We start from the raw sequence: 19,492 nt of genomic DNA, 5'->3' as shown, positions 1-19,492 counted from the left end.
ATAATTATGAGCCCAAATATTGGAATTACACCAAAAAATTTAAAAAAGAGTGCGTCTATTTTAGCAACAATTTTATCTAACGAAATGACATTATATGTAAAAACAAGAAAATTTCACTGGAATATTTCTGGAAATAGCTTCATGGAATTGCATAAATTGTTTGAAGAACAATATAGAATTCTGGAAGCCAATATTGATGAAGTTGCAGAACGCATTAATCAGTTGGGCGAAAAAACAATCGGGACAATGAAAGAGTTTATAGATAATTCTACTTTAAAAGAATCTCCAAAAGAATATGCTTCACAAAAAACTATGTTGTCTGAACTTTTAGAAAACCATGAACAGCTGGTAACCGAATTTAGAGATTATATTCCGGTTTTTGAAAACGAAACCAATGATGTAGGTTCTGCCGATTTTGTAACAGGACTGTTGCAACAACACGAAAAAATGGCTTGGATTCTGAGAAGATATCAGGAGTAACAAAGACAAAAAAATGAAAATTATGCAACAGTCAGAAAAATAAATGTAACATAAAGCCGATTGATAATTTGCAATTTTACAATACAATAATATATAAAAAGAGATATCATGAATACTACCGAAATAAAAGGAAACTGGAATGAGCTGAAAGGTAAACTGAAACAAAAGTTTGCAACTCTAACAGATGATGATTTGATGTTCGCTGAAGGAAAAGAAGACGAAATGTACGGAAGACTTCAGCAAAAACTGGGAAAAACAAAAGAAGAATTTCATCAGATCCTGTCAGAATTGTAAATCCTTGCAACTCAATCAGGGAAATACCGTCTAGTAAGAAAATATTAGACGGTATTTTTTTGAAAAATTTATTTTAAAATCACATTTCCGTGTAATTCTATACCATTTAAAAGCAAAAACACCAAAAAAAATAAGTATCTTTAACCAAATTTCTATAAAATGAAACTATTTATAAAGTTCGACATCAATACTATTTGCTCTCTTTATTTAAAACAAAATCTGGAACAAAACAACATAAATTTTACAACTCTGGGTTTTGGTGAAATTGAGATTGAAGACAATCTTGATGCTGAAGCATTGGATAATTTAAAAACTAAATTGGCTCCGTGTGGTTTTGAAGTAGTTGAAAATCAAAAAAGTGTATTAGTCCAAAAAATAAAAGATGCAATCATCGAACTTGTTTTCATGGATGACAACAATAATTATAAAAGTTCTGTATTTTTGGCAGAAAAATTAAACCACAGTTACGGTTATTTATCTAATGTTTTCTCAGAAGTAACGTATTCTTCTATTGAAAACTTTATTATTTTACAGAAAATTGAAAGAGCAAAACAGTTGATTATTATCAACGAAATGAGTTTGACCGAAATTGCTTTTTTACTAAACTATTCGAGTGTCGCGCATTTGAGTACGCAGTTTAAAAACACAACCGGAATTACTCCGTCTGCTTTTCAGAGAATTATTAAGAAACGAAGAGAAAATTTAAAATAAAAACCCAAATACCACATTAAAATGCAAAAAAACGCATTACACATTTTATTGGCCGATGATGATGAAGATGACCGTCTTTTCTTTAAAGATGCATTTGAAGAAATAAAGATACAAACGAATGTAAATTTTGTTCATGATGGGATGCAGCTTATGGATCATTTAATGAATAAAGACAATAAACTTCCTGATATTTTGTTTCTAGATTTAAACATGCCTAAGAAAACAGGTAAAGAATGTTTGATTGAAATCAAAAAAACGGACCATTTAAAAGATATAATCATTGCGATTTATTCTACTTCTTCTTCAGAAGAAGATATTGAAGATACCTTTATTCAAGGCGCCAATATTTACATCAAAAAGCCAAGCGATTTCAATACGCTGAAAAAAATAATTAATGAAGTCGTGACCGTAAACTGGCATTATCATACTTCTGGTTTAAACCGTGATAATTTCTTGCTGCGACTAAAATAAAAGCATTCCAATAATGAAGTGGATACCAAATTTTAATTCTTCAAACTCTTTGAGAGTTATTTTTGTAATCGCAGTTTTCATTCTGTTATTTCTTTCTTCAATTGCTTACAAACATAATCAGGACTTGAATGAATCAAGCAAACTGGTTATGCATACTTACGAAATCAACATTCAGCTCGAACGATTAATGTCGGCTATAAAAGATGCAGAAACGGGCCAGCGAGGGTACATCATCACTCGCAATGCCCGTTTTCTGACTCCGTACATTTATTCCCGAGATAAGGTCAATACTTCTTTTATTACCTTAAAAAAACTCACTGCCGATAATCCGAGACAGCAGGAAAATCTTCAGAAACTTTTCAAACTCATTACCCAGCGTTTTGTTTCTTTTGAAAATTGTCTAAAATATAGCGATCCAAAAACATACGATAAAAGAAAATTGGACAATCATATGTTTGGCGGCCGTATTTTAATGGAAAATATCCGTTTTAAGGTGGACGAAATGAACGACATTGAGAAGGATTTTTTAAAGAAAAGACTAAAGATTTACGATTCGGAAATTTCTTTAAGTCCGCTGTTTTCTATTTCTTTATTTCTAGTCGCTTTGAGCTTTATTTTACTGGCTTATCGTCAAATTAGCCGTGATTTTGAACGACTGAAAGTATTCAATAAAAAACTTCTTATTTCGACAGGTTTAATTTCTGAATCTGAAAATATTGGTAAATTCAGCACTTGGCAATGGGATCTGGATTCTGATAAAATAGATTTTTCAGACAACCAGTTCCGATTATTAGGGCTTGAGCCAAAATCTTTTGCTCCTAACAAAGCAACACTTTTAAAATATGTTCATCCAGATGATAAGGAAGCAGTAGCAAAAGCTATTGACGGAATTATAGAGAAGAAACATCTTCCGTTTGTATATTACAAAATTATACGTCCAGATTTTGAAGTGCGTTACTTTAAAACAACAGGTAAATTAGTAACCGATCAGCAAGGCAGTAAAATCTTGCTCGGAATTAACTTTGACATTACAGACGAGCATCTTCTTAATATCGAATTGCAGGAACGAAATAAAGAATTGGAAAAAAGCAATAAAGAACTGGCCTCTTTCAACCATGTTGCTAGTCACGATTTGCAAGAACCACTTCGAAAAATACAAACCTTTATTTCTAGAGTTTCAAGTGCCGACAAAGAAGTTATGTCTGAAAGCGGTAAAAATTACATTACCAAAATAGAAAGTTCGGCAAAAAGAATGCGTGTTTTAATAGACGATCTTCTTTTATTCTCTAGAACCAATACAACCAAAAAGGAATTCATTAAAATGAATCTGAATGAACTTTTGGACAATGCCGAATCTGAACTGGCTGAAACTATTGAAGAAAAGAAAGCCGTTATTCAGCGCATTGGTAAACTTCCGAAGCTTGCGGTAATTCCGTATCAGATCGAACAGCTGTTTATCAATTTAATTGGAAATTCATTAAAATACAGTCAGCCCGATGTTGAACCTGAAATATCTATTTCTAGCGAAAAAGTAAGCTCTTCAGAGTATCCAGAAATATTAGAACAGTCGGTAAAGAAATTTCACAAAATTACTTTTACAGACAACGGAATGGGATTTGACCCGCAGTTTAAAGAAACTATTTTTATTCTCTTTCAACGTCTCCATTCTAAAACAGATTATCCAGGAACCGGAATCGGATTAGCAATCTGCAAGAAGATTGTCGAGAACCATAAAGGACATATTGTAGCCGACAGCACTTTGGGCAAAGGCTCTATCTTTACGGTCTTTCTACCAGATTAAAATTTTATTTTTATTTGTAAGAAAAAAAATCTCCTACATTATATCGAAAAACAGAAAAAGAAATTATAGAAAAACCTATAATTTCTTTTTTTTTATACCAAACCCAAACTTCACAAACCATTGATTTTAAAAGGATAAACCCTTGAAAAAAATCTATTATGGGAATTATATAACGATTCATTTTTATGCTGTAAAGCAAAATCTTTCATTCGTTAGCATCTTTGTAATGTAATACTTTAAGAAGTAATAATGAAAGTAATTTCCCCCATGAAGGCGACATATTTTAAAGTCTTTTTCTTAATCTTATTGGTACTATGCATCACATCTTGCAGAAAAATTAATCCGATTGAAAATACTTTGAAGAATCAAGCTTTTGCAAAAAATGAAAGAGAAGAAACAGAAGTCTACTTTTTTATTTCTACGGCGAATATTAGCAAATCTATTATTTCAAAAAGTCAAATTGCACAACAAAAAAGTTCAGATGTTATTGTTCAGGAATTAAGTAAAAGAATTGAACTCCAAGAGAATCAATTGTTGGATCAAATAGCCAAATTGGCCACATCAAAGCTCATTGTTATTACTGAAATAAACGCCACGCACAAACGAGACCTGTACAACCTCATAGACGCAAGCAATAATGATTTTAACAATATCTATTTAAACGCCATGACAGAAGCCATATGCGACCAGATTGAGTTATTTGAGACTATTTCTAGAGAAACAAATGATAAACAAATTTTGGAACTCGTTCTTAGATTTTTGCCAGAACAATATAAACTCTTACGAGAGACTGAAAGAATAAAAAAACAAAATGAATAAACGCCTATTATCTATTAACTAATTATTTTTTACTATGAAATTACAAGCCAATTTTTTATGCGCCTTAACACTTTTTTTATCAGCATCATTTGGAATGCTGCACGCTCAGGACAATAATGTAAATACCGAATTCGGTGTAAAAGGAGGATTCAACATGTCTAACTTATATGGAAGCGGAGACGATGTAGATGATAATAATATCTTATACGGATTTAATGCCGGTGTTTATGCTACACTTCCTATTTCAGACTTTGTAGCGATTCAGCCAGAGATTTTGTTTACAACAAAAGGTTCAGAATTAGAATACAACAATGCTTTTGCATCTGGAAATGCAAAATTTAGATTGAACTACATAGAAGTGCCACTTTTGGTTAGAGTAAATGTTACTAAAAATTTCAACATTCATGCCGGTGGTTACGCTTCTTATTTAGTAAGCTCTAAAGTTAGCGGAGACGGAAGTTTTGATTTTGACCAAGACATTGACACAGATGATCTAGCCAAATTTGATGCAGGTCTTTCTGCTGGTGTCGGGGTAGATTTTAACCCAATCAGCGTTGGATTACGTTACAATTACGGTTTAACTACTGTAGGTAAAGAAAGAACGGTTGCAGGAACTACATACACGTTTCCTGATGCAAAAAACAGCAACTTGACTTTATATCTTTCTTATAAGTTAAACTAAAAGAAAAACTGATTATTAACCACTAAAATAAAAAACCATGTCAAACTTATTATATACACTCGCAGTGATTCTGGTGATACTTTGGGCTCTTGGGTTCTTTGTTTACAGTTTCGGAAGCATAATCCACATTCTGTTAGTAATTGCCATTATCGCAGTATTGCTTCGACTAATTAAAGGTCGAGAAATTTAAAAATCACAATTTATTAAATCAACAAATTATTAAATATTAATCCATTAAATTATTTATTATGAAAACTAGTAGCACAATTTTAGGAATTTTAGGAGCCGCAGCGGCGGGAGCATTCATAGGTGTTTTATTTGCACCAGACAAAGGATCAAACACAAGAAAAAAAATCAAAGATAAATCAAAAGATTATGGTGATAATCTAAAAACAAAATTTGATGGCATTGTAAGCACAATTACTTCAAACGGTAAAGAAATTATCGAAGAAGGAAAATCTAAACTTAACCAAGTTAAAGAAGATTACAACACGCTAAAAGACGATGTTAAAACAGTAAAATCAAACTATTAATAAGTAGAATTAATTAGTGAAATTTTCAAACCATAAAACCCTATATCATGGAACCAAATGCAACAACAAACGAGAATTTAAATCTTTATGAAAAAGCAGAAAACTATGCTAAAACAAGTTTAGAATTACTTAAACTAAAAACAGTATGTTCTGTTGCTGATGGTGCTTCATCATTGGCTTCAAAGATAGCGATTGGTATTGTTGTTGCATTTTTTACTTTGTTCCTAAATATCGGGATTAGTTTATGGATTGGTAAAGAACTTGGAGAGTATTACTATGGCTTTTTTATCATGGCGCTATTTTATCTAATTTTGGTAATTGTGGTTGTAAAATCACATCATAAACTGATAAAAACTCCTATTGGAAATACTATCATTTCAAGTATTCTAAAAGAAACAAAAAACTGATTTAATTAACCTAAAAAACCGAAAAAACTATGGAGGCTATTTACACTATTGATCAGTTAAATCAAAAAATTGAGGAACTAGAAATTCGCCAGGACACAGAATGGTGTGCTATAAAAGACGAGATTAATGAAATTAAAGACAATTTAAAGCCCATTAACCTTATTCGAAACACGGTGGAAGAAATCAACGAAACGGTTGGTTTTAAAAGCCACATCGCTCAATCTGCCATCAGTATCGGAATTGGTTATTTAGCCAAAAGATTTATTGTCGGTAAAGGCGACTCAATGTTTAAAGGTGTTTTAGGCTCGATTGTTCAGCTTATTGTAACCAATCTGGTTTCTAAACCTCATCATGATTCTTCTGAAGAAGAAGAAGAATCATCACAATACGAATCATCTAGAGAGTAATTTGTTTAACTTAATTTAAATTATTATGGAAAAGTTTAGCGAAATAATGATAAAAAATGGCGTTTACGTTTACTCTAATCTATATAAATGTTTAGAATATACGAGAGTATTTTTAGGCGTCTAGCTCCATCATACGTGTTTGGGGAAACGGTTGATGGGGTGAAGACCTTCAATATATTTTTTTAAGATACTAAGTTGCTAAGATTCTAAGGTTCTAAGGTTTATATTTTCGATTTTTTAATCTTGCTTACTAATCTTAAAAAAAAAACAGCATCTACTTTGTAGATGCTGTTTTTTTATGTCTTCAAATTTAAGTTAGAATCTTAGAATCTCAGCATCTCAGAACCTTAGAATCTTAGCACCTCAGAACCTCTACCTATAATCCTGATAAATAGGCAATTTTAAACCAGCATAAATATTACAGCCTTTTGAGTTGTTTGAAAACATATTGGAGAAAAGAGTTCCAGAACCAATAAATATTGGACCTGCTCTAAAACCCGCTCCTATTTGAGTTCCGCTGTATTGCATATAGGTCACCGGAACATAGAAACTAAACTGTCTGGTTTCATATCTCGGCGTAAAAGTAACCGAATTGGCTATTGCGGTTCCGTTTACTTTTTTGGCATCTACTAGATTGAAATCACCGCTTAAATTCACATAAAATCTTTGGTCGATGTTCCAGTCCAAATTGGTGTGCAAAGCCGTTGGAAGATTTGCTTTTACCCCTTTTCTCGAAGATACTTTAGTATAGTTAGAATCAAAAAACTCAAAAATATCGTCTGCATCTTCAATATCTTGCTGCGTTACCCTTCCTGTAATATTATAAGTATTCTCGACAATGTTATTATAGTTTAGTTTTCCAATATCGGTTATAGAAGCAGCAGCTTTAAACTTATAACGATTTCCTGCGCAAGAATGGCAGTTTGTACGATATTCGTAGGTAAAACCTAAATCTACTCCTACTCCAGCCGAAGCGGCATCAAACTTAGGATCATCTCCGTTAGCATAATCATAACTTGCCGCTGTTCTTATGGTTCCTGTCGAATAATATTCGCTTAACAAAGGATTGGCTTCGTTTTTATTAAAAGCCACACTTAAATCATTTCCGTTAACGTAGCCGTTTACTCCCGCCATTAAATACTTTAGAGTAATACCACCTTTTACAAAATGATCATCACGATCAAACAGGACAGTAGCATAACTCGCTCCTATCTCGGCCCAAGAATTCGAAACAGCATTCGGATTACCGCCCGTAATTAAAAAACTATTGGAAACATCTACATCTTTATTTACCTCATCAATAAGTTGTCCGTTTATGCCAACAAGGCTCGTCACACTTCGCACACGCGTAAAAAGCGCTACACTATGTACAGGCGTGATATTGAGCATTACAGAAGGCCCCATGATATCTACATTGAAATTCCCTCTATTGTTCGATTTGAAATTTTTGCTTGCATCGGTTTCCAGATTGTAACCGCCATCTAATACATCCATCATATTAACTCCGTACAAATCATTTTGTCCAGTTCCGTTGCCAGATCCAAACGTAACGTCGGCTTTGTATTTTGAATCTACAATATTGGACGGATTAAACAATGCAGACTGAATTCCGGCATAATTATCATCCCTGAATCCGAAATACGATTGCGATCGCGCATAAAAAAAGCTCCCAAAGAAGCAAAATAAAAGTAAAGTTCTCTTCATAAATTAATGTTAGTTGGTTGGTTAATAGGGCAAATATGAGGTAAAAAAAAGTTATAAAAAAACAAGTTTCCATTAAAGCTGTAAGACTCTAAAGCTCTAAGAGACTAAGCTTTACCAACTATATTATAAATCTTACTTCACAAAATTGCGCTATAGTATTTATCTTAATTTAGAAAGCTTTTTTTGAAATTACAGGCCTTAATTATCCACATTAAATTATCATTAGAAATTAAGATGCGAAGTTGCTGAGATATTAAAATGCAAAGTTTTCATTCTCTCTTTAAGTTTTAGGCATAAAAAAAGCCGAACAAATGTTCGGCTTAAATTATTAAAAAGTCCTAAGAGAAAACTTAGAACCTTAGTACCTTAGAATCTTAGCAACTCAAAAAATATGTTCAAAAAGAAAAAAACTTAGAACCTTAGAATCTCAGTAACTTAGCAACTCAAAAAAATTATGTTCAAAGAAAAAAACTTAGAACATTAGAACCTCAGAATCTTAACAACTTTAACCAATTCTTTGCGTTCCAGCGGTTGAAACCGCTGGCTATATTCTTTTTAGGCGCTAAGATGCTAAGATTCTAAGGTCTTCCCAATCTTTGGTATTTTTTCCACAAAAAAAGCCGAACAAAGTTCGGCTTAAATTATTAAAAAGTCCTAAGAGAAAACTTAGAACCTTAGTATCTTAGAATCTTAGCATCTCAGAAATTTAGTATACCTCCGAAGCTTCCTTCAATTTCTCCATATTGTTAACTAACTGAAGCTCAGAAACAATTTTCTGAATATCACCATTCATGATGTTTCCTAAATCGTAAAGCGTTAAACCAATACGGTGATCAGTTACACGACCTTGCGCATAGTTATACGTACGGATTTTTGCCGAACGGTCTCCAGAACTTACCTGAGAGCTACGTTTTTTAGCATCCTCTTCCTGCTTTTTAGCCAATTCCATTTCGTACAAACGAGAACGTAATACCATCAAAGCTTTATCTTTATTCTTGTGTTGCGATTTCTCATCCTGACATTGCGCCACCAATCCTGTTGGAATGTGCGTTAAACGTACAGCCGATTTCGTAGTATTTACCGATTGTCCTCCAGGTCCAGACGAACAGAAGAAATCGACACGAACATCGTTCATATCTACCTGAACATCAAACTCCTCAGCTTCTGGTAAAACCATAACCGTTGCAGCCGATGTATGCACACGTCCTTGAGTTTCAGTCTGCGGAACACGCTGTACACGGTGAACACCCGCTTCAAACTTCAAAGTTCCGTATACATCCTCTCCAGTAACCTCAAAAATAACCTCTTTAAAACCTCCAGAAGTACCCTCGTTCATATCTACAACAGATGATCTCCATCCCATAGATTCACAATATTTCGTGTACATTCTAAACAAGTCACCAGCAAAAATACTCGCTTCGTCCCCACCCGTTCCGGCGCGGATCTCCACCATAACGTTTTTCGCATCTTCAGGATCTTTAGGAATAAGCATAAATTTGATTTCCTCCTCCAATTCTGGCAGACGTTCTTTTGCTTCATCCAATTGCATTTTGGCCATTTCCACCATTTCAGCATCACTTCCGTCAGCAATAATTTCGTTTGCTTCGTCAATATTTGCCAAAATTACAATGTACTCTTCTCTCTTTTCAACAAGCGCTTTAATCCCTTTATATTCTTGATTAAGCTGCTTATAACGTTTTTGATCAGAAATAACATCCGGCTGAATAATCAAATCCGAAATCTCATCGAAACGCTGCTTTACATATTGAAGTCTATCTAACATTTTCTAATTCCTTTTATTGGACGGCAAAATTACAAAATTTTTATCGAAAATTCTAGTGTTCCTTTTTTGCGGAATTTAACTTGAATGTTTAGTGGAATTATAATGATTTTTAGGAGCTGTTTCCTGCTATCCGCTATATCTTTTTAGGCAGAAAGTTTATGGTTTAATAAGTCCTTCTTCGTTTGCCTAAAAAGGATGCCGCTTCTATCAGGGCTAGGGCTTTGGTTTTCATAATTACGTTTACGGTTTTCCGTAATGTAATTGAATATAATGCAATTACTTTTACCAAAATGAAAAATCAGGTGTTTTTACTTGTTGATTAATTTGAATTTAATACGATGTTTGCTTTTAATCAACTATTTTCAATTTCTCACATAATAATAACCTATTAAACAATTTATGAGTAACAATAAAATTATTTTAGAAGGATGCATCAAAATATTTAAGGAAACAAATGAACTTGAATTGAATGACAGCGAAGTTTTTGAGATTTTTTCATTAACGCAAATTCATAAAGATAGAAATATAACATATGAAAATATTTTAAGCTCAATAGTTGATGGAGGAAACGATGGAGGAATTGATTCTCTAATGGTTTTCATAGATGAAGAATTCGTAGAAAATATAGATGACCTTGAAAATTTTAACTTTTCAAATAGAACTAATTCTCGTTTTATTATTACTCAATGCAAAAAGGAAAATTCTTTTAAAGAAGGACCAATTGATAAATTAATAACTACAATTCCTGTTCTACTAGATCTTGAAAAGACTGAAACAGCATTGTTAAGCAGATTCAATTCTGATTTAGTAGAGCAAACTCTTTTATTAATTGAAGTTTGGAAAAAAACAGTTATTAGTGGTGGTTCAATTAGTTTAGATTATATCTATGCAACAAATGCAAGCGAGGTTGTTGTTAACAAAATATTTGAACAGAAAGTCGATCAATTGATGGACTTATCTAGTAGCTGTTTATCTACTTCTGATATTAGATTTTTAAAATTTAGCAGCAAAGAACTTTTAGAATTGTACCAAAAACAAAAATCAAATAGATTATCAATAGAATTTAAAGATAGGCCTTTATCTACTGAATTTGATGATAATGGAATAGGTTATATTGGAACTGTCAAATTAGCTAATTATAAACAATTTTTAAAAGCTGAAAATGGGGATATTAGAGATGATCTATTTGAAAGCAATATCAGACATTTTCAAGGCTTAGTGGATGTAAATAAAAAAATAAAAAACACTATTGAGAACAAGTCCGATGTTGATTTTTGGTGGTTAAACAATGGAATTACGATTATCGCAGAAGAGCCGAAAGAAGTTGGAAAAAAGTTGTCCATTGAGAACATCCAAATTGTTAATGGTCTGCAGACTTCCTATTCAATTTTTAATAATCACAATGAAGATCCAACTGACAATAGATCAGTTTTGGTAAAAGTAATTATTAACAATAATAAAGAAACAACTGACAATATAATTGCTTCTACAAATAGTCAGAATCCCGTTTCACCAACTCTTCTAAGGGCCACTGAACCAATCCAGAGAAATTTAGAACTCTTCTTTCTAAATGAAGGATACTATTACGATCGAAGAAAAAATTATTATAAAAATTTAGGAAAACCATCAACAAAAATATTTAGTATCCAACTTACTGCTCAAGCAATTGAAGCAATTGTCTTTGATGATGCCCATACTTCAAGATCTAGACCAACTTCTCTGCTAAAAACTGAGAATACCTACAACAAAATATTTGATCCTAATAAAAATTTCAGAGGATATTTAAATTGTTGCTTAATAAATCAAAAAACTCATAACTTTTGGTCAAAGCATGAAGACCCAATTACAAAAACTAAAACTTCTAATTTTAAATTACATTTAAGCTGTATTATAGTAAAAGAATTATATAAAAAGAGGCATGTATCTTTTGAAGAAATTTCAAATATTAATTTAGATGAAATTAATATAGACTTATTCAAACAATCTATAGAACTTCTTGGCGCCAATATAGATCATTATCTTAGTTTAAATAAGGCAAGTAATCTAATTAACATAGCAAAATCAAAAGATTTTACAGATTACCTTTTTGAACAGCTTACGTTAAAGTATAATATTCCATCCCAGATATTGAATTAAAAAATACTGAAAAATGATAATAATAAAACTTGAAGAAAACATATTAAACTTTTACAAGGACAGTATTGAATCACCAATTTATTCTATAAGAAAGGCTGAATTACCAATTGTAATTAATGAAAATGGGTATTCAATATCTGAATGGATTAATCATCTTATGACAAAAACATGGATTGAAGAAAACATATTGTACGAACTTGCCTCATTAATTCAAAAAGAATTTCCAAATAATAAAATTGATTGGACTGAAACTTTTTTTCCAGTCGAAAAGAGGCTCTATCTAAGACATGTAAAGTCAACTAACAATTTACTATCTAATGATAAGAGCAAGAAATTAACTTTTAAAAATTTGATGGAAAGCGTACAAATTGGAATCGAAGAGCAAAACGACTTTGTAAATAATGAAGTGCTTAAAATAGTTGATATAAATTTAAAAAAAGTAGGATTAAAATAAATTTTATTTTAACCAAACAAGTACTCATTAAAACCTAAGTATTAAATAAAATCGATCAGAAAAAAACACCTTATGAATACAAAAATTGAATGGTTACCAATAGACGATTGGAAAGTTTTAAAGGTAATAAAAATAGAAGATGCTTCTAATTGGAATTATTTTTCAGGATATGTTTACTATTTAAGAACAATTACTCCCGAATACAATGAGAAAGCTCCTGATTTTGTCGATCAATTAATCTTAAATGCAATTTTAGAAGTTTTCCCTAATTCGAGGACAGAATTTAATCGAAATATTTTATTTAAAAATCAATTAAAAGATACTTTATATAGATTTACTGGAAACGAAGATTTAGATTTTAAAATAACATTTGTACCTTACATACCATATGACCAAATGGAGCTAATTAGTAAAAAGGAGGTTTACACCTACACATTTGATCTATTTTTCTTTAGAACTTCTTTAAATGATAAGGATAAAATTAAATATATAAATACCCATGTACAAGCAGAAATTCCATTTGATAAAATTTCTGTTTTTAATGATATAATAAAAAATGTAGAATTTAAAAAATAATAAAAATCCCTACTATACAAAGAGTCTATATTTAAAAAACTGCGCGAACGTCTCCTGAACTTTGTGCCTAGCTATCCGAAATGTTCAACTGAAACACTACGCAAATGTCTCTGACTTTGCGTTTTTTGTTTCTTATAAATCCGAAAACCCCTCAAAAGTCTCCCGACTTTTTACGAATCGTTCAAAAATGATTATTTTTATAAGCACGGGTAATTTAAAGTCAGAGACTTTGAGACGTTTCTGTTTTCAAATTAACGATAGCAAAAATGGCGCAAAGTCAGAGACATTTGCGCAGCGTCGAAAAAAACAAATCAAAATTCTAAACCCAGTACTGTGGATTTGTAATCTGTGCCTGCAACAGTATGAAACAAACAATTATTAAATACAAAAGCTACAAGAAATCATGTAGCTTTTTTTTTATATTTACAAAAAAATAAGCCAATTTTTAGAGGCACAGTTTCTAATCTGATATTCATAATTCAATAAAATTAAATGAAACTACTTTCCTTTTTTTTTTTTATTTTTCTTTTCAACTTTTCGTATTCGCAAACCATTGACTTTACAACTGAAAAAGAAATTATTAAACAAACCCTTAGTCAATATTTAGACACAAACCCAAACTCCATCGCAAGTTTTTTTAAAGGGCGAAAAGGTTATAAGCTTGCTACTTTTGGGCTCGAAATGGGAATTGCAATGGAAGAAGATTCGCTAAAAAGAGAAGATCTTAAAAAAGATCTAAATCATTTAAATTACTATTCTGATTCTATTTCAAATGCTTTAAAAACAAAAAAAATAAAAGTGTTTATTAGCGATACTTTATTCGCTTACAAATATATTCCCACTGCTAACAATCTAAAGAATGAAACCGATTGGAAACAAAACTACCAATATTTACTTTCTGATTTTAAATACAATGAGTTGGCACGAATGGATACAATCATTGGTGAAGAATATATCGATTTGATTAAAAAACAAGTGTACTATAAAGGTGAAGACAAAACATTTTTAAGATCCGAGCTAGATCATTCTTATTATAAATATGAAAAAGAAAATCTTACCTCTAAAGATGAATTCAATATACGAGCTTCCAAAATATATCGATTGGTTTTAAACAACAATAAAACTAAAGGGTGCTATTTATTTTCTTTTTACTGCAGTCAAAATAAGATTTGTAGAAGTTTTATTTTCATTAAAAAAGAAAATAATAAATGGGTGTATGTAGATGAATATCCATCTTGGATTGTAGATGAATCTTAGCGTTTCTCAAATATTCTAAATTGAAAATTTGCTCTCGCTCGTGCACAAAATCAAAAATTAATTCGTAATAATTTCTAAAAATGAACGAGACTAAACCAAAAAAGAAAAATTGGCTCAAAATTTTCATAGATAACTTACTAGATTTTATTCTAAAATAAAAAATATGCGCAAAAGTCTAAAAAACTTATTGCGCTTTTTTTATATCAAAAAATCACAACTGAGCCTTACACAAATCATCCAACAACTCCATTTCATCTTCTGGCAATAACTGCAAGGCAATTTCAAGTAAAGTCATTACATTGACATTATTGTCTTTTGTAAAACTCGACAAACCGTTTGCATCAGGATTAAGCAAAATAATACTTGCTTTTAGCAAATCTGAAACCATTAGATTTACTTCGTTATAAGAAGATACTTTTAGCGGTATTGTATACGAGTTGGTTTCTTTTGGCACTGGTTTTAGTTTGCTGAAATATCTTCCTTTATTTATTAATTCTAACAATTCTTCGGCTCTTTCTTTATTTTGCGTTTCCATGTTTTTCTGTTTTTTATTTCAAAACGAAATTAGAAATAACAGATTATTTTTAAGTGATTGTAAACAATCGAGTGTATACAACCGAATTTTAAACTTACACTAAATATCTTATATTTGAAAAAACTAAACCTATCCAAAATGAATAAGCTAATCAAACTAAATCTTGTTGGAGTGATTTTATTTCTTACTTCTTGTACTTCAATGTCTCCACTTCAAGTACATAACACACTTCCGACTTTAACCAAATCAAAATATGTTACACAATCAGAAATAGAAACAAGTAATTGCAAACCTTTAACCAAAAATAGAAGCTACGTCGCTCCTATTGGAATGACACCAAAAAACGATTTGACAAATGCCGCTAAAGGAATAGATGAATGGGTTCAAATTGATGGAGGAAACGCGTACATTTTAAAAAGTTTTAATTGGGTTAATGTTGACCAAGAAACAACTCAACTTCATGTTGATTTTGATACTTTACTATGTGAATAAATTTTAGAATTAGTAATATGGAAGAGAGATTTTGTTGGCGCTGTAATGTAAATGTTGTAATGCTAAATGAAGAGGAGTTTTCATTATGTCAAGAAGCATTTATCCATGGGAAAAAAATCGTTGAAAAAGAACTCGAAAGAAGAAAAACTAAAGATTTTGTTTGGTTGGACAAAATTGAAACTTTTGAGAAATATCGCTATCTACTTGAAATGTATCGTATATTAACTGGAGAATATGAATCAAATCCATTAGCTATTTTACATCACCAAAGTAGTCGATTTGGAAAAGATTGTCCAAATTGCAAAAAACCTTTTAGAACATCGCGAGCAATATATTGTGCTAGTTGTGGTTACGGTTCGGAAAATTTGACAAAAATATAAAACAGGTATACGTTAATCTATAAAAAGAAATTAATGAAAATCTCTAAAATTCTATTAGGAACCATTATTCCGATAGCAATTACAACACTAATTGTTATGGGATTCTTTTTCATTAATCAAACTTTTTTTACCGAACCAAATATAGCATGCGAAACTTATCAGCTTAGTAATACAACTTATTTAACATACGCCTTAATACTAATCACTTTTTCTAGTTTTTATCAAATTGTTGTTGGCAATTTTATTCTTAAGCAAGATAAAAATAGTTTCGTTCTAGCTTTATTAAATAGCCTTACTTATGCTCTATTTTTTATTGGAGTTTTAATCGTAATAAATTTATTCCAAAGAAAAATCGAATGGGATTTCTTTATTATATTCTTCTTACTATTTTTTATTTTGGGTTTATTATTTACCACATCAATTAATAAGTGGCGAAAAATTATATCGTAAAAGGACATGAATATTAAGCTAAATCCTGATGAATATATCGATTTCTCGATAGAGAAAAATAAATACCTTCCTTTTAAAGTTGAAGATTTATTAAAATTAATAATTATCGTAATGTTTTCTTTTTTTGTTAGTCAAATCTTTTATGATATAAAAAGGTTTAATAAACAATTCTCAATAACTGATTTAATTCCTTTAGTAATGATGTCGAGTGTTCTTATTATTTTAATAGTTAATTTTTACAAAAGGTTTTTAGTTGCTTATAAATGGGAATATATCGTTACAAATCAAAGATTAATTATTAAAAACCATAAAAATTTAATCGAACATTCTTTTTATTTTAATTGTTTTCCTACTTTAAATTTTGAAGAAAATGCATATGGAAATGGTTACTTAGTAATTGGAGAAAAAGAACCTGTATTTTTAGGATCATCACGTTTAAATCTTAGTGAAAATGACATTGTATTATATAACATCTTAAAGGTTAAAGAAGTATATTCTATTTTGAAATCAAAAATTACAAATTCCCCAAACTAGCGCGAGCATGCATACAACCTACGTAAGAAATCTATTTTTTCATTCTCTTTCCTTCTACTTTTGTCATTTCGACGTAAGGAGAAATCACACTAGAAACTCTGTAAAGTATATTTGTCAATCTTTGTAGATAAACGAGTGTGATTTCTCGTTCCTCGAAATGACAAACTCCATGGATTTGAAAAAATTAAACATCACATTTAAACATGAATAACAATAAAATAATTGCAAATCCAAGTTTTCTTCAAATTGGATTCAGCATATTTGGAATGCTATTTTTTTTATCATTGGCTTATTTAGCATATAATCCTGAAGTCGAATCTTATCAGAAAGCAGATTATCGAGCAATGTGGGTTATAGTTTCACTCTTTTGCTTCTTCGCGTTCGGTTGCTTATATATGTTATTATGCTCAAAAAAAGTAGAACTGACAAATGAATTTTTATCGATTGAATATCCTTTACTTTTTAAAACTAAAAAAGTTTCACTAGACGATATAAAAAAGGTTTCTGAAGGCAATCACCAAATAAATTCTTCACATGATTCTAGTAGAATTGAAGTTTATAATGGCCGACAAATTACGGTTGAATTTTTTGAACTAAAGAAAATAACAATTACTTCTTTTGAAGTATCGAATTACGAAATACTAGCACAAAATTTAAAAACCGTCACGAAGTCCTATTTTAAATTACATACAGGAAATAAAAGTATAAAAAGCTATCAAGGATATGGATGGCTTATCTTTATCATTATTTTGACTGTTGGATTAATCTTTTCATTGATTCAGAAAAATCTAGGGCACTAAACTTAAAAACCCTTGCTAGCGCGAGCGTTTCTCTCGTGAACGCAATTTACTCAGTAAATCTATTTTCTCATTCTATTTCCTTCTAGTTTTGTCCTTTCGAGGAACGAGAAATCACACTAGAAACTTCGCAAAGTATATTTGCCAATCTTTGTAGATAAACTAGTGTGATTTCTCCTAACGTCGAAATGACAAAACTGTGCGGATAAACAAAAAACAACCCTCATTAAATCAGTATTTTATCAAGAAATTTATAAATTAGAAAATACCAAAAACAAATTTACTAACTCGCTGCAGAATTCTCTTATATTTCGAAAAATATAACTACTTTACAAGTTCAAAAATAACCTTTGTACAATCTTAAAAAATAAAACTAATCTCAAAAAAACCAATGAAAGTAACCACCAGTATTTTTACGCTATTACTTATTTCCCAAATTACTTTTGGACAAACAGCTGCAAAAAAAATTGATTCGATTTTTCGTTCGATTGCCACTTATAATCCAGAAATAGCGATGAGCGTAGGATTTGTCGAAAATGGTAATACTACTTTTTTCAACTACGGAAAAATCAGCAAAGAAAGTACACAGGCCGTAAACGAGAATACTATTTATGAGATTGGCTCGATTACCAAACTTCTTACAGGAAATTTAATAGCGCAAGCCCACAACGAAGGCAAACTTAAAATTGATGATTTTATAGATGATTATCTGCCAAAAGAATATGTCTTATCAAACGAAATAAAAGGCAAGATTAAAATCTCAGATTTGGCTTCGCACCAATCTGGTCTGCCTAATTTTGATTTTAGAAAACTAATGGAAATAAATCCAAAACAGCCATTAGATATAACTAAAGAGAGTGTTCATGCTCTAATAAACGAAAATACAAAACTAATAGATTACGGAAGTTATCGTTATTCTAATATCAGTTATACGTTAATGGGAATGATATTGGAGAAAGTCTACGCAAAGAGTTTTGAAGATATATTGAAAGAAAAAATGCTTCTACCTCTTAAAATGGAAAATACGCTGACTAGTAATTTTAATGTAAAAAATAAAGTTACGGGTTATGAATTTAATGGAATTCCGCAGGATTTTTTTAACTGGAATTATTTAATCGCTCCCGCAGGTCTTGTAAAATCGAATACTTCAGATTTGACAAAATTGCTAAAAACTATTTTGTCCAATAATGGTGAAATCTCAAAAGCAACAGCAATTGCCGAAACCACGTTTTTTAAAAATACAGAAAGAGAAGTAGGTTTTGGGCAGCAGATGGAACGAGTTGCCGACGATGTTTATTTTTATAAAACAGGAAATACAATGGGATGTGCTACCATATTTGCCTACGATAAAAAATCAAACTGGGGAATGGTAATTCTGCTTAACCACAACAGTCCTCAATTAATTGGAGAGTTAATGGATGCCAATTACGAGCAGGTCTTTAAGAAAAAGGCTGTTTCGAATAACACTAAAAAAATGCAGCTTTGAGCATTTAATTAATAAAAAACAAATCATGGAAAACTTCGACTGAACCGCTTAAAATGGATTTTGAACAAATAATAGTAGGACGAATTATTCTGGAGTTTTTGGGCGCTTCAGCGAGATTTCTTGGTTATAATTTATGGACTCTTTCCAACGACAATGATTTTAGAACATTTTCAAGTTTCTGGTCGCCAAGCGGAAGTAACCAGAAAAAAGATGATAATAGTAATCGAAATCATATGATTGGGGTTCTTTTTTTGGGAGGTTTCATAATGCTGCTCATTATCTTTACTACGTAATTCAAAAACC

General features: G+C 31.0%; 25 protein-coding genes. 22 read left to right on the top strand and 3 right to left on the bottom strand.

What is annotated here, in order from left to right:
• Positions 1–6: 6 nt before the first annotated feature.
• The 11 genes from BSF41_RS12600 to BSF41_RS12555 all read left to right on the top strand — a co-directional run bounded on the left by BSF41_RS12600 (position 7) and on the right by BSF41_RS12555 (position 6,605).
• On the top strand, positions 7–480 hold the full coding sequence (locus BSF41_RS12600; RefSeq protein WP_095929847.1) for a Dps family protein: 474 nt from the start codon (positions 7–9) through the stop codon (positions 478–480).
• A 108-nt stretch (positions 481–588) separates the two neighbouring features.
• Positions 589–774 (top strand): CsbD family protein, encoded by a 186-nt coding sequence (locus BSF41_RS12595; protein WP_095929846.1) that lies wholly within the window; start codon positions 589–591, stop codon positions 772–774.
• 159 nt (positions 775–933) lie between these two features.
• Positions 934–1,485 (top strand): AraC family transcriptional regulator, encoded by a 552-nt coding sequence (locus tag BSF41_RS12590; protein WP_095929845.1) that lies wholly within the window; start codon positions 934–936, stop codon positions 1,483–1,485.
• 21 nt (positions 1,486–1,506) lie between these two features.
• Positions 1,507–1,956: a response regulator gene (locus BSF41_RS12585; RefSeq protein WP_095929844.1), complete on the top strand. Its 450-nt coding sequence runs from the start codon at positions 1,507–1,509 to the stop codon at positions 1,954–1,956.
• A 13-nt stretch (positions 1,957–1,969) separates the two neighbouring features.
• Positions 1,970–3,757: a CHASE3 domain-containing protein gene (locus BSF41_RS12580; protein ID WP_095929843.1), complete on the top strand. Its 1,788-nt coding sequence runs from the start codon at positions 1,970–1,972 to the stop codon at positions 3,755–3,757.
• A 249-nt stretch (positions 3,758–4,006) separates the two neighbouring features.
• The gene (locus BSF41_RS12575; protein ID WP_095929842.1) at positions 4,007–4,576 is read left to right on the top strand and encodes a DUF4142 domain-containing protein; all 570 of its coding nucleotides are present in this window, start codon (positions 4,007–4,009) and stop codon (positions 4,574–4,576) included.
• Between the two features lie 34 nt (positions 4,577–4,610).
• A complete protein-coding gene (locus tag BSF41_RS12570) occupies positions 4,611–5,258 on the top strand; it encodes a porin family protein (RefSeq protein ID WP_095929841.1) in 648 nt (215 codons plus the stop codon).
• Positions 5,259–5,295: 37 nt separating this feature from the next.
• Positions 5,296–5,448, top strand: coding sequence for a lmo0937 family membrane protein (locus BSF41_RS23615; RefSeq protein WP_141248143.1), 153 nt, complete (start codon positions 5,296–5,298; stop codon positions 5,446–5,448).
• A gap of 58 nt (positions 5,449–5,506) precedes the next feature.
• Positions 5,507–5,791, top strand: coding sequence for a YtxH domain-containing protein (locus tag BSF41_RS12565; protein WP_095929840.1), 285 nt, complete (start codon positions 5,507–5,509; stop codon positions 5,789–5,791).
• Positions 5,792–5,838: 47 nt separating this feature from the next.
• Entirely contained in the window at positions 5,839–6,198 is a 360-nt protein-coding gene (locus BSF41_RS12560) for a hypothetical protein (protein WP_008462338.1), read from the top strand.
• Between the two features lie 29 nt (positions 6,199–6,227).
• Positions 6,228–6,605 carry a hypothetical protein gene (locus BSF41_RS12555; protein WP_095929839.1) on the top strand — a complete coding sequence of 126 codons (378 nt, stop codon included), beginning with the start codon at positions 6,228–6,230 and terminating at the stop codon, positions 6,603–6,605.
• 372 nt (positions 6,606–6,977) lie between these two features.
• On the opposite strand, the gene BSF41_RS12550 is transcribed toward BSF41_RS12555, so the two are convergent.
• Entirely contained in the window at positions 6,978–8,309 is a 1,332-nt protein-coding gene (locus BSF41_RS12550; RefSeq protein WP_095929838.1) for a DUF5723 family protein, read from the bottom strand.
• Between the two features lie 706 nt (positions 8,310–9,015).
• Positions 9,016–10,092, bottom strand: coding sequence for a peptide chain release factor 1 (gene prfA, locus BSF41_RS12545; RefSeq protein WP_095929837.1), 1,077 nt, complete (start codon positions 10,090–10,092; stop codon positions 9,016–9,018).
• A gap of 399 nt (positions 10,093–10,491) precedes the next feature.
• Between prfA and BSF41_RS12540 the strand changes: the two genes are divergently transcribed.
• From BSF41_RS12540 to BSF41_RS12525, 4 genes are all read left to right on the top strand, one after another.
• Positions 10,492–12,228 carry an AIPR family protein gene (locus BSF41_RS12540; protein ID WP_095929836.1) on the top strand — a complete coding sequence of 579 codons (1,737 nt, stop codon included), beginning with the start codon at positions 10,492–10,494 and terminating at the stop codon, positions 12,226–12,228.
• A 13-nt stretch (positions 12,229–12,241) separates the two neighbouring features.
• Positions 12,242–12,682 (top strand): hypothetical protein, encoded by a 441-nt coding sequence (locus tag BSF41_RS12535; protein ID WP_095929835.1) that lies wholly within the window; start codon positions 12,242–12,244, stop codon positions 12,680–12,682.
• Between the two features lie 72 nt (positions 12,683–12,754).
• On the top strand, positions 12,755–13,258 hold the full coding sequence (locus BSF41_RS12530; protein ID WP_095929834.1) for a hypothetical protein: 504 nt from the start codon (positions 12,755–12,757) through the stop codon (positions 13,256–13,258).
• Between the two features lie 492 nt (positions 13,259–13,750).
• Positions 13,751–14,515 (top strand): hypothetical protein, encoded by a 765-nt coding sequence (locus BSF41_RS12525; protein ID WP_095929833.1) that lies wholly within the window; start codon positions 13,751–13,753, stop codon positions 14,513–14,515.
• A gap of 211 nt (positions 14,516–14,726) precedes the next feature.
• On the opposite strand, the gene BSF41_RS12520 is transcribed toward BSF41_RS12525, so the two are convergent.
• Positions 14,727–15,050 carry a hypothetical protein gene (locus BSF41_RS12520; protein WP_095929832.1) on the bottom strand — a complete coding sequence of 108 codons (324 nt, stop codon included), beginning with the start codon at positions 15,048–15,050 and terminating at the stop codon, positions 14,727–14,729.
• Positions 15,051–15,188: 138 nt separating this feature from the next.
• Between BSF41_RS12520 and BSF41_RS12515 the strand changes: the two genes are divergently transcribed.
• The 7 genes from BSF41_RS12515 (at position 15,189) to BSF41_RS12485 (ending at position 19,482) form a co-directional block, all read left to right on the top strand.
• Positions 15,189–15,542: a hypothetical protein gene (locus tag BSF41_RS12515; protein ID WP_095929831.1), complete on the top strand. Its 354-nt coding sequence runs from the start codon at positions 15,189–15,191 to the stop codon at positions 15,540–15,542.
• Between the two features lie 17 nt (positions 15,543–15,559).
• Positions 15,560–15,922 carry a hypothetical protein gene (locus BSF41_RS12510; protein ID WP_095929830.1) on the top strand — a complete coding sequence of 121 codons (363 nt, stop codon included), beginning with the start codon at positions 15,560–15,562 and terminating at the stop codon, positions 15,920–15,922.
• A 33-nt stretch (positions 15,923–15,955) separates the two neighbouring features.
• Complete coding sequence (locus tag BSF41_RS12505) at positions 15,956–16,372, top strand: hypothetical protein (RefSeq protein WP_095929829.1); 417 nt, start codon at positions 15,956–15,958, stop codon at positions 16,370–16,372.
• A 6-nt stretch (positions 16,373–16,378) separates the two neighbouring features.
• Complete coding sequence (locus BSF41_RS12500) at positions 16,379–16,906, top strand: hypothetical protein (protein ID WP_095929828.1); 528 nt, start codon at positions 16,379–16,381, stop codon at positions 16,904–16,906.
• Positions 16,907–17,109: 203 nt separating this feature from the next.
• Positions 17,110–17,706 carry a hypothetical protein gene (locus tag BSF41_RS12495; RefSeq protein ID WP_095929827.1) on the top strand — a complete coding sequence of 199 codons (597 nt, stop codon included), beginning with the start codon at positions 17,110–17,112 and terminating at the stop codon, positions 17,704–17,706.
• A gap of 388 nt (positions 17,707–18,094) precedes the next feature.
• The gene (locus BSF41_RS12490) at positions 18,095–19,189 is read left to right on the top strand and encodes a serine hydrolase (RefSeq protein WP_095929826.1); all 1,095 of its coding nucleotides are present in this window, start codon (positions 18,095–18,097) and stop codon (positions 19,187–19,189) included.
• A gap of 53 nt (positions 19,190–19,242) precedes the next feature.
• Positions 19,243–19,482, top strand: a complete 240-nt coding sequence (locus tag BSF41_RS12485; protein ID WP_095929825.1) for a hypothetical protein — start codon at positions 19,243–19,245, stop codon at positions 19,480–19,482.
• The last annotated feature ends 10 nt before the right edge of the window (positions 19,483–19,492 follow it).

It is taken from the genome of Flavobacterium sp. ACN2, assembly GCF_002303885.1.
Classification (GTDB): Bacteria; Bacteroidota; Bacteroidia; order Flavobacteriales; family Flavobacteriaceae; genus Flavobacterium.
This window is presented reverse-complemented; position numbering and strand designations above follow the sequence as displayed.